Consider the following 14,574-nt stretch of genomic DNA (forward strand, 5'->3'; position numbering starts at 1 on the left):
CACAGAGACGCTCCCTCACGGTCGCGGCTCCACGTTTTCCCCTTACCCCTTCGGCTTCACCCCGGCCGCTCCTTCGGCAGCCCGGCCTTCCGCTTGCGGCCGTTGCGGGTGCTGGGGGCGGAGACCGTGGGGGCGTCCGACCCGTTCAGCGGGTCGCCGACAGTGATCCCCTCCAGCCGGGCCGCGGCCCGGTCGGCGTAGTCCCCGGACAGTTCGTATCCCAGCCAGTCGCGGCCGAGCTTCTTCGCCACCGCCGGCGTCGTCCCGGTGCCGGCGAACGGGTCCAGCACGAGGTCGTCCGGGTTCGAACTGACCCGCACGATGCGGCCGAGCAACTGCTCCGGCATCTGGCAGCCGTGGAAGCCCTCGCGCTCCTTGAACGTGCCGGCGACGCGGGGGAAGTACCAGGTGTTCTCCCCCGGTTGGAACCCCTCCGGCATGTCCTGCGGGCGGATGATCCACTGGGCCTCGCCCTCGGCGGCGTCGGGGCGAAACTCCGTCGCCTCGCCCGGCGGCAGGAACGGGCCGTACTTCCAGGTGTCGTCCGGCAGTCGGCCGGTCGGGTTGGCCCGCGGGTCGTTGTAGACCAGCTGGCGGGCGCTGGGCACGCGGACCTCCGGGTCCTCCGCGTTGAAGGTGAACTCCTTCGCGTCTTTGGTGAGATGGAAGAGGTGCGCGTGCGAGCGGGTGAACTTCCGCGTGCAGTTCACGCCGAAGGTGTAGTACCAGACGACCCAGCTGCGGCAGTGAAAGCCGATCTCCCGGGTGGCGAGCACCTTCAGTTCCGCGGCGAACTCGTCCCCCATCGCCAGCCAGAAGGTGCCGTGCGGCTTGAGGACGCGGTGAATCTGCTCGATCCACTCGCGGCACCAGTCCTCGTACTCCTGGGCGGACTTGCGGTCGCGGTAGACGTCGTAGCTGAACCCGACGTTGAACGGCGGGTCGGCGAAGGCGAGGTCGACGCAGCCGTCCGGCAGGCTCCGCAGGTGCGGCAGGCAGTCGCCGTGCACGAGCTTGTTGCGGGGGGCCGTCTTCCGCTTGCGGACCGGCTTTGCGGCGGCGCCGTGCGGGGCGGCCGTGCGGCGGGCGGCGCCGTTCAGGACCTCCTTCTTGGAGGTTTTCGGACGGGCCGTACCGTTCGGCGCGCGGCCCTTGCGCAGGGCCGCCGCGGCGGACGGCGGAGAATCGGAACGACGGGGCATAAGCGGAGGTCATCGTAGCCGGTCCCCCCGCCCGGCGCGAACCGCGGCCGCCCGCCGGGCGCCGCCGGGCGGCGATCGGGCGGGGCCGCCGTCGGGTTGCGGGGGGTGCGAGCGACGGGGATGGTGCCCGCCGCCGGGATCTGGCGCAACCGGCCGCCCGCCCCTTCCCCGCCCTTGCGTTCGTCGCCCAGGTTCGTCGCCCCCGAGGTTCGCCGCCATGGCCCGCCGCGTTTTCGACCCGGCCGACTACGACATCCCGCTGAGCCGGGAGGAGTTCACCGACCGCGTCGTCGAGCAGTTCCACGCCCTCTACCGCGACAGCCTGAGCATCGACGAGTTATTGCTGCACCCGTCGGAAGCGATGCACTTCTGCGACCTGGTCCGCCGCAAATTCGCCTACTACGGCGTGCCGGACAACGTGATTCTGCGAGTGATGATCGCCCGCCGCAAAAGCGGCGGGCGGTAGCCGACCGCGACCGCCCCCTTCGCTCCCTCGCTTCGCCGTCGTCGATAAACGGCGCCCCCGGTTTCACTTCCGGTACTTCCACCCCGGCCAGAAGAACCCCGCGGCGGTCACGAGGCCGAACAGCAGCACGCCGGGGTCGTGCTCGCGGGGGAGGTTGCGTTCCATCCAGGCCATCAGCGGGCTGAGGGCGAACAGGGCCACGGCGGGGACGTACAGCGCTCCGGACAGCATCCCCGCTTTGGCGAAGAACACGCTGCCGGCGATCAGGCCCAGCACCGGCGACAGATAGAGCACCGGCATCTCCAGGAGCCATTCGATCGCGAACAACAAACTGGAGGACGCCATGCTGGCGGCCCAGACGTGGGCGATCTGCCGCTCCACGAAGCTGATCGGCCCGGACCGCCGCCGCAGGGTCCAGAAGACCGCCGCCCACGCCCCCAGCCCGGCGGTCCACATCAAGACGTAGGTCGGTCGATAATCGACGCCGTTGATCTGCAATAAATTCGTGACGAAGCAGAGCGCCACCAGCACGGCGGCGTGCCACATCCAGAGCAGGCCCCAGTTCTCCAGGATCGGGGCGTGGTGCGTCTCGCGGAAGGTGCGGTGCACCAGGTCCGTCAACCGCCCGCCGCGGGCGCTGACGGGCTCTCCCGCGAGATACGCCTCCAAATCGTCCGCCAGCGCCGCGGCGCTGGGGTAGCGGAGGTCCTGCGGCTTTTGCAGGCACTTTAAAGCGATCAATTCGAGGTCCGGGTCGGCGTCCTCGTTGAGCCGGCGGGGGCGGCGGGGCTCGTTTTCAAGCACCCGCATGACCGTCTCGGCGGGCGTCTCCCCGGAGAACGGCGGTCGGCCGGTCAGCCCGGCGTACAGGATCGCCCCCAGGGAGTAGACGTCGCTGGCCGGGCCGATCGCCTCCCGGCGGCCGGCGGCCTGCTCCGGACTCATCCACGCGGGGGTGCCGAGAATCGCCCCCGGCTGGGTCAGCGTCGGCGGGTCCGGCCCCATGCCCTCCCCGGCCTCCGCCCCCCCGCCCGCGTCCGCCGAGGCGGTTCCCGTCGCGTCGGTCGGGCCGGGAAACGGGCGCGGGGCCCGACCGGCGAGGCCGAAGTCCGTCACGAACGGCCGGCCGACGCGGTCCAGCAGGATGTTCGACGGTTTGAGGTCGCGATGCAGCACCCCGGCCCGGTGGGCGGTGTCCACCGCCCGGGCGACCGGCGCCAGCAGGGCCGCCAACTCCCGCGGCGGGCGGGGGCCCTTGCGGAGTTCGGCGTCCAGGGTGGAGCCCTCGATCAGCCGCATGCTGAAGAACGGGGCCGTGTCGCCGCCCGGGCCGCCGTCGGGCCCGTCGAACCCGCCCACCTCGAACACCGGCACGATGTGCGGGTCGTCCAATCGGGCGGTCGCCTCGGCCTCGCGGCGAAAGCGGGCGGCGTCCTCGGGGCTGGCCAGCGCCGCCTGCCGGATCATCTTCAGCGCCACCTCCCGGCCCGGCTCGGTCTGGAAGGCCCGATAGACGACGCCCATCCCGCCGCGGCCCAACTCCTCCCGCAACTCGTACCCCGGCGGCGGCTCCGGGGCGTTCGCCCGCCGGGCCGGGGCGGGTCGCTCCGGCGGCGTGTCCCCGGCGGCCACTGTCTCGGCAGGCTCCTCGCCCGCCCGGCGATCCGCGGCGGAGCCGTCGCCGGACGGCAGGAACGTCCGCATCAGCCCGGCGGTGTTGAACAACTCGCGCAGTTCGCCGGCGAACTCCGGATGTCGCCGACAGACCGCATCGAGATCCACCGGCCGCCCGGCCTCGGCGTCTTCCAACAACTGATCGAGCACGACGGCGAGGGCGTCGTCGTCCTCTTCAGACGGGGTCTCAGCGGCGGGGGCGGGCGAAGGCATCGGGATTCATCGTAGTCGCTCGGGAGCCTCACGCCCCCCGCCCGTCTATTCCTCCCGCCGCAGCCAGCCCATTCGCCAGAAGAAGAACAGCAGGCCGAACGCGATCGCCCCCATCAACCCCAGGGCGAACGGATAGCCGTAGGCCCACTCCAACTCCGGCATGTTATATTCGTACTTCGTATCGAAGTTCATCCCCCACAGGCCGGCTACGAAGGACAGCGGAATAAAGATCGAGCCAACGATCGTGAGCACCTTCTGAACCTCCCCGCTGCGAGTGTTCAATTGGGCGTAATGGAAGTCCCGGAGGTCGCTGCACAGTTCTCGGTAGGTTTCCGAAAGTTCCAGCAATTGCTGGGCGTGATCGTGGGCGTCTCTTAAAAACACCTGCGTGGAGCGACTGATCAACTCCCGGTCCCGCAGCAGACTGTTCGTCATCTCCCGGTGCGGCCAGAGCAGTTTCCGCACCACCAACAATTCCCCGCGGAGCCGGTGCAGCCGGCCGACGACGCCGCGGCCGGAGCGGTCGGAAATTTCGTTGTCCAACGTCTCCAGCCGGTCGCCCAGCGACTCCACGACCGGGAAGTAGCCGTCCAGCACCGCGTCGATCAGGGCGTAGAATAAATAGTCCGCCCCGCAGTCGCGGATGCGGCCGCGTTTGCTTTTCAATCGTTCCCGCACGGGGCCGAAGCAGTCGCCGGGCTCCTCCTGAAAGGTCAGCACCCAGCCGCGACCGAGGAACAGGCTGATCTGCTCCGTTTTGAAAATCGGCCCGTCGGCATGATCTGGGTCGGTCCGCGGGTCCGGCGGGCAGGGTTTGGCCATGTCCGCGACCACGAACAGGTGGTCGGGATATTCTTCTAATTTCGCCCGCTGGTGGGTGTGGGTGACGTCCTCCAGCTCCAACGGGTGCAACCCGAAGATCTCGCCCAGCCGGTTGAGCACGGGGGCGTCGCCCAGTCCGTCGACGTTCACCCAGGCGACGGGGTGGGCGTCGAGGAAGGCGGGGATCTCGTCGGGGGAGTCGAAGACGATCTCCGTCAGCTTGCCGTGGGTGTCCGAATTGGGGCCGTAGCCGATGCCGGTGAGGATCGGCTTGGGGGCGGTCGGGTCCGCGGCGACGGTGCCGGGAACGGTGTGCAACTCGTTGCGGGAGGAGCGTCCGCGGCGGAACGGATTGGCGAGCCGGGCCGCCGGCGGGATCGGCAATCTGGGCCTGCGCAGCCGGAATCGGCGGCCCCGACCGTCCCGGCGACCGACGGGCGGCGCGGCGTCGTCCCGCGGGGGCAAGACGGCGCCGGCGTGGCCGCCGAACGACGGGGGGGCGGCGTGGGGACTGGGCGGGGGTTCGGCCATGCCGGCATACTGACGCCCCGCCCGCCCCTTGCCACAGCGACCGCCCCATGTTCCCCGCCCCGCTGCTCGCCGCCCTTCTCGCCGCCGGGCCCGCCCCGGCGGCGGGCGCCCCCGAATCGCCCGACGTTCATTCCGAGGACGGGCGGCCTCCCAACGTCGTCTTCATCATGTGCGACGATCTGGGATGGGGCGACCTGGGGTGCTTCGGGCAGGAGATCATCCGGACCCCGCGGCTGGACGCCCTCGCCGCGGAGGGGGCGACGCTGACGGCCCACTACAGCGGCTTCCCCGTCTGCGCCCCGGCCCGGTGCAGTCTCATGACCGGCAAGCACGCCGGGCGCTCTTATATCCGCGGCAACGGCTATCCGAAGTTCCGCGTCAAAGACCCGGACCGCGGTCTGTTCCCCGGCCAGAACCCGATCCCGGCCGAGGCCGTCACCGTCGCGGAGCTGTTCCAACAACGCGGCTACGCCACCGCCGCCGCCGGCAAGTGGGGCCTCGGGTGGGAGGGCAGCTCCGGCGATCCGACGAAGCAGGGCTTCGACCGCTTCTTCGGCTACGTCTGCCAGTGGCACGCCCACAACCACTTCCCCCGCTTCCTCTGGGACCTCACCCCGGACCTGGCCCGGCGCGTTCCGTACCCCGGCAACGACCGCACCCTGCACGGGGAAACCTACTCCCAAGACGAGTTCTTCCGTGTCGCCGACGAGTTCGTCACGGCTCATCAAGACGAACCGTTCTTCCTCTACCTCCCGCTGGTGACCACGCACCTCTCGCTCCAGGTGCCGGAGGACGAACCCAGCCTCGCGGAGTACCGCCGCACGATCGAGGAGGAGCCCTACAAGCACACCGCCTACCTGAAGCACCCCACCCCCCGGGCGGCCTACGCGGCGATGGTCACGCGGATCGACCGGCAGGTCGGCGAACTGCTGGACCGGCTGGACGAACTGGGGCTGACGGGGAACACGCTGGTGGTCTTCACCAGCGACAACGGCCCCGTGTACGACCGCCTCGGCGGCGGCGACAGCGAGTACTTCAACAGCGCCGGCGGCTTCCGCGGCCGCAAGGGCAGCGTCTATGAGGGCGGGATCCGGGCGCCGCTGATCGTGCGGATGCCCGGCACGGTCCCCGCCGGCCTCACCTCCGACCGGCCCACCTACTTCGCCGATTGGCTGCCCACCCTGGCCGACCTGACCGGCGGCGGACTGCCAGAGGCCGTCGCCGGCGAGATCGACGGCGTCTCCTTCGCCCCGACGCTCCGCGGCGAATCGCAGCCGGCGCCGGAGTTCTTGTACTGGGAGTTCCCCGCCTACGGCGGCCAGCAGGCCGTGCGGGTCGGCGACTGGAAGGCCGTCCGCACCGGCCTGTCGAAAGTAAAACCCGGCGAACCGATCGCGACGGAACTCTACAACCTCGCCGACGACCCGGCCGAAACGACCGACCTCGCCGACGCCCGCCCGGAGAAGCTCGCCGAACTCACCGCCGTGATGGAGCGGGAGCACGAACCGAGCGAACTGTTCCCGATGCGGGCGCTGGATCGGGAATGAGCGTCCCCGTAGCGTCCCGGACGCTCTCAGCGTCCGGGACGCTTTTGATGCACGCCGCCCTCACTTCAGCGGATCGTGGCCCCAGTTCATCAGGCTGTAGCGCCAGTCGCTCTCCTTTTGGTCGGACTTCTTCTCCGGCCCCTGGGCTTTGTGCCGTTTGATATAGCCGCAGACCTTCCGCATCGCCTCGTAGTCGTCGTCGGACAGGTCGGCCTTCTTCGTCCGTTTGATGGCGACGATCCGGCGGCCCATTTCGTGGCCGGTCGATTCGCCGCCGCCGTCCTTCTGACCGACGGATTTTGACTCGTCCGTCTCGAGCCACTCCTCAAGCTCTTGGGGAGCCAGGTTCACCAGGTCGCCGAACTGCTCGTACGCGTCCTGCCGTTCGTCGTCGTTCATCGGACCAATGGTTCGTCGAAGGAAATGCGGGTCGTTTCCTTCTAGATCCGAGCCCCCGCCGGGGGATGGGCGAGCGGTCGCGTCAGTCTGCCGGGTCGTCCCCCAAAGCGTCGATCAGTCCTTCCGCGGCGGTGGGAAAGCGGGGGGACCAGCCGAGGTACTCTTTGATAGCGGCATTTCGGCACCGCTTGCCGAGGCCGTCGACGCGGCCGCCCTCGCCGGTAAAGGTCGGTTCGGGGCCGCCGAGCCGTTCGGCGAGCAGGCCGTAATACTCCCGCCGGGTCAGCGGGCGGTCGTCGGAGACGAGGAACAGGTCGTCCGGCTCGGGCGCGTCCGCCGCCAGGCAGACCGCGGCGGCGAGGTCGTCCACATGCACGAGGTTCAGCCACGCGTCGGCCCGGCCGCGGACCGGTTCGCCGGCCCGCACCTGTTCCGCGGACCGCATGACCCGACCGGGGCCGTAGATGCCGCTGGGCCGCAGCACGACGCCCACGCCCGCCCGACCGCCGAAGCGGTACCGCACGATCTGTTCCGCGGCGAGGTTCGCCCGCCCGCCGTCGCTGTCCGGCTCGGTCGGGCTCTCCTCGTCGACCCAGGCCCCGTCGCTTTGGGCGTAGACGCCGGTGGTCGAAATATAGATGTATCGTCGAGCCCCGCCGGCGGGGCTGTCCCAAGCGTTCGCCGTCCCCTCCGCGGCGACCTGCTCCCGCGAGCGATCGGAGCCGCGGTCGTAGCCGACCGCGTGCAGCACGACGTCCGGCGTCGGCAGGGCCTTTAACGACTCCGCGTCCGTCACGTCGCCGACGACCGCCCCCCAACCGCGGCGCTCGAACTCCGCGGCGGTCTCCGGCGAGCGGGTCAGGCAGACGACGCGATGACCGGCCTCCTGCCAGCGGGCGGCGACCCGCCGGCCGAGGTAGCCGCAGCCGAGGACGAGGCGGGTTTGGCTCATCGTTTCCCTTTGAATCGCGGGGCGAGGGGGCCGTCGGCGGGCAAGGCGGCAGCGAGGAACGCGGCGAGGTCGGCGCTGGGATCCTCTCCGGCGACCCGCCGCGGGGTCTCCGGGCCGGCGAGCCCGGCGGCGAGGACGCCCAGCCGCGCGCGGGTCGCGGCGAGGAACGCCGCCAGTTCCTCCGCCGCCAGGTCCCGCCGCACCAGCGTCGTGCGGTCCGCGGCGCGGCGCCGCACCAATTCGGCCAGCGTGTCGCCCTGGGAGCGGTACAGCCGCGGCGTGCCGTCGCCGGCGGAGCGGAAGGCCCGGGCCAGCCGGCCGGCGGAGTCGAAATGATCGGCGACGGCGCCCCCGCAATACACGCTCACGCGGCCGTCCCGGTGGACGCCGGCGACGACCGGGTTCTGCTCCTCCGGCAGATTCGGCAGGACGCGCTCCGCCCGCCGCACGAGCGCGACGGCCTCAGCGAACAGGTCCTCGCGGTCGGCTTCGGTGCGGGCCACCGGGGGGAGCGGGAACGGGGGGACGACGGGCGACCGCCCGGGGGCGAGCGGGGGGTCTCACAGGTTACCCTTCCCCCGTCGCCGTCCCCACGCTCGCCCCCAGAAGTCGTTCCCCGCCCGATGTCGCACCCGGCGAGCAGCGCGGAAATGGACATCTTCGACCCGGACCGGCTCGCCCGCGCCCAGGCCCGGCAGGAGGCGATCGCGGAACTGATCGACGCCCGCGGGCTGGACGCGGTTTTGCTGACGGAGCCGGCGAACCTCGCCTGGATCACCTGCGGGGCGGACCTGTCCGGCGGGGCCACCGGAGCGGAGGGCGACGCGGCGGCGGCGGTGTTCCTCACGCGGCGGTCGCGGGTGGTCGTCTGCTCCGACGCCGACAGTCCCCACCTGTTCGACCGCGAACTGCCGGGGCTGGGGTTCCAACTCAAGCAGCGCCCCTGGCGGCAGCCGCGGGCCGAGTTGCTGTGCGACCTGTGCCGCGGCCGGTCCGTGGGGGTCGACCGGCCGCGAGGGTTCGACGAACCCGCGGACGCCCCGACCGATCTGCGGGCCGCCCTGGCGGAGCTGCGGGCCGTCCCGGACCCGGCGGACGCCGCGGCGCTGGCGGAACTGGCGGCGGACGTGGCCCACGCCGTCGAGGCGACCTGCCGCGGGGCGAGCCCGGGGCGGACCGAGAGCGACTTCGCCGGGGAGGTCGCCCACCGGCTGCTGCGTCGCGGGATCACGCCGGCGCTGATCCGGGCCGCGGGCGACGGCCGGGCGGACGACCAGCCGCACTACGCCTTCGACCGCCGCCCCGTCCGACGACGGCTGGCCCTGAAGGCGATCGGCCGGCGGGGCGGCCTGCACGCCCACTGCGGCCGCACGATCGCCTTCGCCGCCCTGCCCCCGGACCAGCGGGAGACGCTGCGGTCCGCCCACGGTCGGGCCGCCCGGGTGCAGGCCGCCGGGCTGCATCACGCCCGCGCCGGCGTCGCCTGGCCGGACGTGTGGGCGCCCGTCGCCCGGGTTTACGAGAAGACCGGCCCCGCGGCCGACTGGGAGACCGCCCCCGTCGCCCTGCGGACCGGCTTCGCCCCGACCGAAGCGATCCTCGGCCCGGACGCCGCGGAAACCCTGCGGCCGGGCGTCCCGCTGGTCTGGCAACCGCGGATCGGCCCGGCGGCGCTGTGCGACACGGCCCTCGTCACGCCGGACGGCCCCGCGGAGCCCGTCACCGGCATGGAGGACTGGCCGCGGGTGAAGGTCCGCGTCGGCGAGGAAACGTATCGCCGCCCCGGCGTGTTGGAGCTGTGAGGACCTCGGGCCGCGACCCGAGCTGATAAAGTGTCCTGCATCCAATTCCTGCTCCCCGACCTCGGTCGGTCGGGTATCCATCGAGGTTGGACGCGATGCTCACGCCCCTGCTCACGGCCAGCCTGCTCCTCGCCCCGCCCGCGGCGGACCCGCCGAAGCTGCCGGAGGGGGTGCGGGCGTACGACTCGTTCGAGAAGGTCCGGCCGGGGCAGTACCTCGTCGGTTCCAAGGGCGGCGACGGCTGGCTCGGGCCGTGGGTCCCCGAGCCCCTGTTAGCAAACAGCCCCTACCCCTCCCGGCACCCGCGGCGGGCGGACCACCTGTTGGGGATGGCGGACTCGCTGCGGCTGCCCGGCGTCGTCTCCGCCGGCGGGTCAGTCAGCAGCGTGGCCCTGGACCCGCACCTCGGGGCCGTCAGCCGACGGTTGGCGCACCCGGTCGGCCTGCCGGGCACGACCACCTACATCGGCGTGCTGATCAAGCCGGAGGGCCGGCTGCACGCCGGCAGCCTCGACGGCTGCTTCGGCCTAATCCTGAACTGGCGGCCGCTGCCGACGCCAGGAAACGAAGTGAACTATAAACAGCATCATTGGAAAACGAGGACGCACGAGATCGCCGTCGGCAAGCCGTGGACGGATACCGAGCAAAACCCCAAGCCGATCTCCCGCACCCGGGAGTGGTGCCTGTTTCAGTTAGAATCCTTGTTCAAGCCGCTCCGGGCGGCGGGGCGGCCGCTCAACGTAGGGCCGGGCCCCCTCAGCCTCAGCATGGGCGGCGGACATGCATACCTAGGGGACCAGGTCACCACGGGCGAGGCGCCGGTCCCGGGAGCGACGACCCTGCTGGTGCTCCGCGTTGAGGTCTCCCGGGACGGGACGGAGGCCGTCTGCAGCGCGTTTGTCGATCCCGACCCGACAAGGCCGGAACCCGCCCCCGAGGCGGCGGTGCTCACGCGAGGCGGCTTGGCCGTTAATGCTAGCGTCAGTGGGAGCGTCGGCGGACCCGGCTTTCCAGTCTGTATCACGCTGTTTTCCAGCGGGGCGGTGACGTTCGACGAACTGCGGGTGGCGGACACCCTCGCCGGGGCCGCGGGGATCGCGAACGCGAAATAGCGAGTTTCGGCCCGCAGCGATCGCCCGCTCAGGCAGCAGCCTTCTTAAGAAAGCGGAACAAACTTTTGGAGCCGCCCTTGGTCGGGGCGGCGGGGGCGGCGTCGGCGCCGTCCAGCTTCGCCGCCAGCCCGCGGACGCTCTCGGTCAGACGGCTGGTCGGGGCGTGGGAGATCAGCGGCACGCCGTTGTTCCGGCTCTCGATCATCGTGCCGTAGTCGTTCGGCAGCTTCCAAAAGACCTCCCGGCCGATGGTGTCCATCGCCTTGGAGACGCTGATCTGCCGGTCCGTCAGGCCCATCCGGTTCAGGACGATCTTCACCTTCGGGGCGTTTTTATCTTGCAGATCCAGATATTGAAGCACCCGCACGACGTTCCGCAGCGCCGGCAGGTCGAGCTGGCAAACCAGCAGAATGTCGTCCGCCGCGTCCAGCACCGTTTGATCCAGCGCCCCGTAGCTCTTGCCGATATCGATCACGAGGTGGCTGAACGTCGCCCGCAGCAGCGCGATGACCCGTTTCAGGTCTTCGGCGCCCATCGTGACCATCTCTTCCATCTGAACCGGGCGCGGCAATAAAAACGCCCCGCAGTCGTGCCGGGTTAGGCTGCGTTTGAGCAGCGAATAATCCAGGCGGGAGAGATTCTCCGCGACGTCTTGAATGGTGTAGTCCGGAATAATATCCAGCCAAACGTCGGCGTCGCCGAGGGCGAGGTCGAGGTCGATCACCGTGACGCTGTTGCGGGCGTCCTCGGCGAGGGCGCAGCCGAGGTTCACCGCGAGCGAGGTGCAGCCCACGCCGCCGCCGACGCCGGCGACGGCGATCACGCGGTTGCCGCGGGCCGGCTTGCCGTCTTCCCCGCCCCCGCCGCCGGACAGCCGGATGCGGTCGAGCGCGGCGATGAAGTCGTCGATCTTCAACGGGTGGGACAAAAACTCCTTCGCCCCGGCCCGCATCGCCTGCAGGATCAGACTGCCCTCCTGACTGGCGGAGACCGTCATCACCGTGCAGTCCGGCGTCTCGTGGGCGATCCGGTTCACCAGCGTGAGGGCCCGCTGCGGGTCGCCGTCCAGCGCGACCAGCGCCAGGTCCGGCCGGCTCTGGGCGACGGTGTCCTCAAAGCCGTCGTACCGGCCGGTCTCCGCCTCCAGCCAGACCATGTCCAGGCCCAGCAGGAGGTTCTTCACGTCCCGGCGAGTCCGATCGTCCGGGTCGACCAGCGCCAGGCGGGTGACGTCGTTCATCGCGGTGCGAGAGGGCGTGGGGGAGTCGAAACCGGTCCGGGGGCGTCGGACGGGGGGAGCGGCGAACGCAAGACTGCGTCACGACGGGGACCGGTGCGGCGGCAATTCGGACGCGGAGGTCGAAGGGCCCGTGACGGCGGCAACGGTTCGTCGCGGCGACGACGGTTCGTCGCGGCGACGACGGTTCGTCGCGGCGACTCAGCGGCGAATCGGCGGCGGAGCCGTGACGCGGCCGGTTCCGAACGAACCGAAGTCGGGCCTCGAGCCGTCCGCGGTCTCGTCGGCCGTCGCGGGCGGTGCGACCGCCGGGGCGGCCTGCGGGAACGCGTGCTGATACGCCGCCGGCACGACGCGGGGAGCGCCGGCCCGCTGGCCGCTCACCGGTTGGTACCCGCCGACGGCCCGGTGAACCTGCGGGGTCGGGGCCGTCGCGGAGCGATGGCGGGCCGGGGCGAAGCTCGGGGCGAAGCGGTTCGCCTCGCGGGCCGGGGCGGCGTCGGCTCCGGCGTCCGGGGCGGCGGCGGGGGCGTCCTCGGTCGGCACCGGGGCGGGCGCCGGTTCGATCGGCAGGGCGGGCGGTTGGGCGCCGCCCGGAACGCTCCGCGACGGGGTCCGCGGCGGCATGCTGAGGTTCGGGCTGCCGGCGGGCGCGGGGCTCGCGTTCGGCAGGGACCGCCCGCCGTCGATCGGCATGGGCGCCGCCGGCACGAAGTCGCCGGTCGGAGCGTGCTCGATCGGCGGGGGGAACCCGGTCGGCGCGCCGGCGGGAACCGGCTGGCCGTCGCTGTGCGGGGCGAACGTCTGCGGGGGGAGGCTCGCGGCGGGGTAGCCGGCGCCGACGAACCCGCCCGGAGCCCCCGCGATCCCGCCGGCGTTGCAAACGGGGCCGCAGGTCGGGCCGCAACCGGGGGTGCTGCCGGGGCCGCACGGGTCGGCGCCGGGCACCTCGAGCACCCCCAGCCCGAACAGTTCGCGGGTGGTCGGGGCGGCGGAGGAGCGGCCGGGCCCGCCGCACGGCACCTCGTGCGGGTCCAGCCCGGCGACGGGGTGCGGGGTGACGAGGATCACCAGTTCGGTCTCGGCCTCCTCGAACTTCACCCGCCGGAACGCCGCCCCGATGCCGGGCAGTTCGCCGAGGAGGGGAATCTTCTGGGCGGCGGCCTGCTGGGTGTTCTGGATCAGGCCGGCGATCATCAGCGTCTTGCCGAACTCCAGTTCGACCTGCGTGTTCGTCTGCCGCTGGGACAGGCCGGGCACCGTGGTGCCGGAGATCGTCGTGCCGCGGGAGAAGTCGAGGTCGGAGACGCTGGCGGCCAGTTCCAGCCGGACGCGGCCGCCGCCGAGGATGATCGGCACCGCGGACAGTTCCACGCCGTAGGGGCGGTACTCGATGCCCACGGCGCCCAGGCCCTGCGGGATGGGGACGGGGAACTCGCCGCCGGCCTGGAAGTAGCTGGGCCGCCCGTTGCTGGCGACCTGCACCGGCTCGCTGAGGACCTTCAGCAGTCGTTCCTCCCGCAGCGCCCGCACGAACGCCTGAAAGACGCCGGAGCTGCTGATCACGCCCGCGGCGAGCGTGGGGTTGGAGATCGCGGCCGCCGGGAACTGCAGGCTCGGCGTGCCGCCCAGCGGCAGGCCGGTGTTGCCGGAGCCCACCCCGCCGATGCCCGACAGCGGGACGACGTCGCCCACCGTGCTGCTGAAGAACCCGTCCTCGCCGAACCAGCTGAGGTTGATGCCCATCTCCTGGGCCTTGCTCCGCTGCACCTCCATAAACACGACGTTCAACTGAACCTGCTGCGGGGCGGCGACCCGCATCTGGTTCAGGATGTTCTCCGGCGGAAAGTACTGGCCGGCGACCTCGACGATCTGGGACACCTGCTCCGGCCGGGTGATCCAGCCGCGGAGCACCACGCTGGTGTCGGTCAGGCCGTAGACCTCCACGGCGGTGCCTGGGAACAGCCGATCGACCGCGGCCTGCAGAGCCCGGGCGTCGGCGGTGACGAGCACCTCGATGGAGAACGTCCGCTGATTGCCGTCCTCGTCCACGGCCAACAGGTCGACCTGGGTGACGCCGGGGCTGGCGGCGTAGAGCCGCAGGGAGGCGTTGTCCTCCGCGGTGACGGTGACGACGTTCTCGTCGAACCCGCCGGCGTCCGTCCATTTCATGCCCGGCGGCAGCAGGATCCGCTTGGCGTAGGTCTTGACGATCTCGGTCTTGGTGCGGGGCCCGGAAAGCCGCACGACCGATTCCGTCGCGGCGCCCGCGGGGGCCTCCGCGGGTTCGGCGGTCGCCAGTCCCGGCGTCGCCTCGCCGATCGCCTCCGCCGCGGGGGCGGGCGGTCCGCCGCCGTCCTGGGCCCACCCCAGCGCCGGCACGGCCAGCAACGCCCCGGCGCCGAGGAATCGTCGCCAACGAGCGGACCGCCGGAGCGCGCGGGGGACGGCCGAACCGGACTCCGCGCACCCCGGGGCGATCGGGCGGGCGGTGCGAACGACAGGCATCGGGCGGCTCCGGGGGGAGTGGCGGCCCCCGGCCGACCGGGCCCTGCGGGCGCGGTCCGGTCGTACGGGCAGGGGCGGTCGTGACGGTTCATCGGCCGACCGCCCCCCG

Annotated in this window: 12 protein-coding genes; 4 read left to right on the top strand and 8 right to left on the bottom strand. The window is 71.8% G+C overall.

What is annotated here, in order from left to right; translation table 11 throughout:
- Nucleotides 1–56: 56 nt before the first annotated feature.
- Nucleotides 57–1,202, bottom strand: a complete 1,146-nt coding sequence (locus ACG2DA_RS16880) for a DNA-methyltransferase (RefSeq protein ID WP_395256966.1) — start codon at nt 1,200–1,202, stop codon at nt 57–59.
- Nucleotides 1,203–1,419: 217 nt separating this feature from the next.
- Between ACG2DA_RS16880 and ACG2DA_RS16885 the strand changes: the two genes are divergently transcribed.
- Complete coding sequence (locus ACG2DA_RS16885) at nt 1,420–1,668, top strand: hypothetical protein (RefSeq protein WP_395256967.1); 249 nt, start codon at nt 1,420–1,422, stop codon at nt 1,666–1,668.
- A gap of 63 nt (nt 1,669–1,731) precedes the next feature.
- Here ACG2DA_RS16885 and ACG2DA_RS16890 read toward each other — a convergent pair whose 3' ends face one another.
- The gene (locus tag ACG2DA_RS16890) at nt 1,732–3,555 is read right to left on the bottom strand and encodes a serine/threonine-protein kinase (protein WP_395256968.1); all 1,824 of its coding nucleotides are present in this window, start codon (nt 3,553–3,555) and stop codon (nt 1,732–1,734) included.
- 45 nt (nt 3,556–3,600) lie between these two features.
- Entirely contained in the window at nt 3,601–4,761 is a 1,161-nt protein-coding gene (gene corA, locus ACG2DA_RS16895) for a magnesium/cobalt transporter CorA (RefSeq protein WP_395256969.1), read from the bottom strand.
- Between the two features lie 194 nt (nt 4,762–4,955).
- Between corA and ACG2DA_RS16900 the strand changes: the two genes are divergently transcribed.
- Nucleotides 4,956–6,455 (top strand): arylsulfatase, encoded by a 1,500-nt coding sequence (locus ACG2DA_RS16900; RefSeq protein ID WP_395256970.1) that lies wholly within the window; start codon nt 4,956–4,958, stop codon nt 6,453–6,455.
- A 60-nt stretch (nt 6,456–6,515) separates the two neighbouring features.
- Here ACG2DA_RS16900 and ACG2DA_RS16905 read toward each other — a convergent pair whose 3' ends face one another.
- The 3 genes from ACG2DA_RS16905 to ACG2DA_RS16915 all read right to left on the bottom strand — a co-directional run bounded on the left by ACG2DA_RS16905 (nt 6,516) and on the right by ACG2DA_RS16915 (nt 8,309).
- Nucleotides 6,516–6,854, bottom strand: a complete 339-nt coding sequence (locus ACG2DA_RS16905; protein ID WP_395256971.1) for a DUF3140 domain-containing protein — start codon at nt 6,852–6,854, stop codon at nt 6,516–6,518.
- Nucleotides 6,855–6,936: 82 nt separating this feature from the next.
- Complete coding sequence (locus ACG2DA_RS16910) at nt 6,937–7,806, bottom strand: NAD-dependent epimerase/dehydratase family protein (protein WP_395256972.1); 870 nt, start codon at nt 7,804–7,806, stop codon at nt 6,937–6,939.
- On the bottom strand, nt 7,803–8,309 hold the full coding sequence (locus ACG2DA_RS16915) for a hypothetical protein (RefSeq protein WP_395256973.1): 507 nt from the start codon (nt 8,307–8,309) through the stop codon (nt 7,803–7,805). The genes ACG2DA_RS16910 and ACG2DA_RS16915 overlap by 4 nt, the downstream gene beginning before the upstream one ends.
- A gap of 120 nt (nt 8,310–8,429) precedes the next feature.
- Here ACG2DA_RS16915 and ACG2DA_RS16920 point away from each other — a divergent pair, with 120 nt between their 5' ends.
- Both ACG2DA_RS16920 and ACG2DA_RS16925 read left to right on the top strand, forming a co-directional pair.
- Nucleotides 8,430–9,608 carry a M24 family metallopeptidase gene (locus ACG2DA_RS16920; protein ID WP_395256974.1) on the top strand — a complete coding sequence of 393 codons (1,179 nt, stop codon included), beginning with the start codon at nt 8,430–8,432 and terminating at the stop codon, nt 9,606–9,608.
- A gap of 95 nt (nt 9,609–9,703) precedes the next feature.
- The gene (locus ACG2DA_RS16925) at nt 9,704–10,720 is read left to right on the top strand and encodes a hypothetical protein (RefSeq protein ID WP_395256975.1); all 1,017 of its coding nucleotides are present in this window, start codon (nt 9,704–9,706) and stop codon (nt 10,718–10,720) included.
- 28 nt (nt 10,721–10,748) lie between these two features.
- Here ACG2DA_RS16925 and ACG2DA_RS16930 read toward each other — a convergent pair whose 3' ends face one another.
- Nucleotides 10,749–11,960: an AAA family ATPase gene (locus ACG2DA_RS16930; RefSeq protein ID WP_395256976.1), complete on the bottom strand. Its 1,212-nt coding sequence runs from the start codon at nt 11,958–11,960 to the stop codon at nt 10,749–10,751.
- 198 nt (nt 11,961–12,158) lie between these two features.
- Nucleotides 12,159–14,465 (bottom strand): hypothetical protein, encoded by a 2,307-nt coding sequence (locus tag ACG2DA_RS16935; protein ID WP_395256977.1) that lies wholly within the window; start codon nt 14,463–14,465, stop codon nt 12,159–12,161.
- Nucleotides 14,466–14,574: the final 109 nt, after the last annotated feature.

Origin of the sequence: Alienimonas sp. DA493, assembly GCF_043951915.1 — a bacterium.
Classification (GTDB): Bacteria; Planctomycetota; Planctomycetia; order Planctomycetales; family Planctomycetaceae; genus Alienimonas.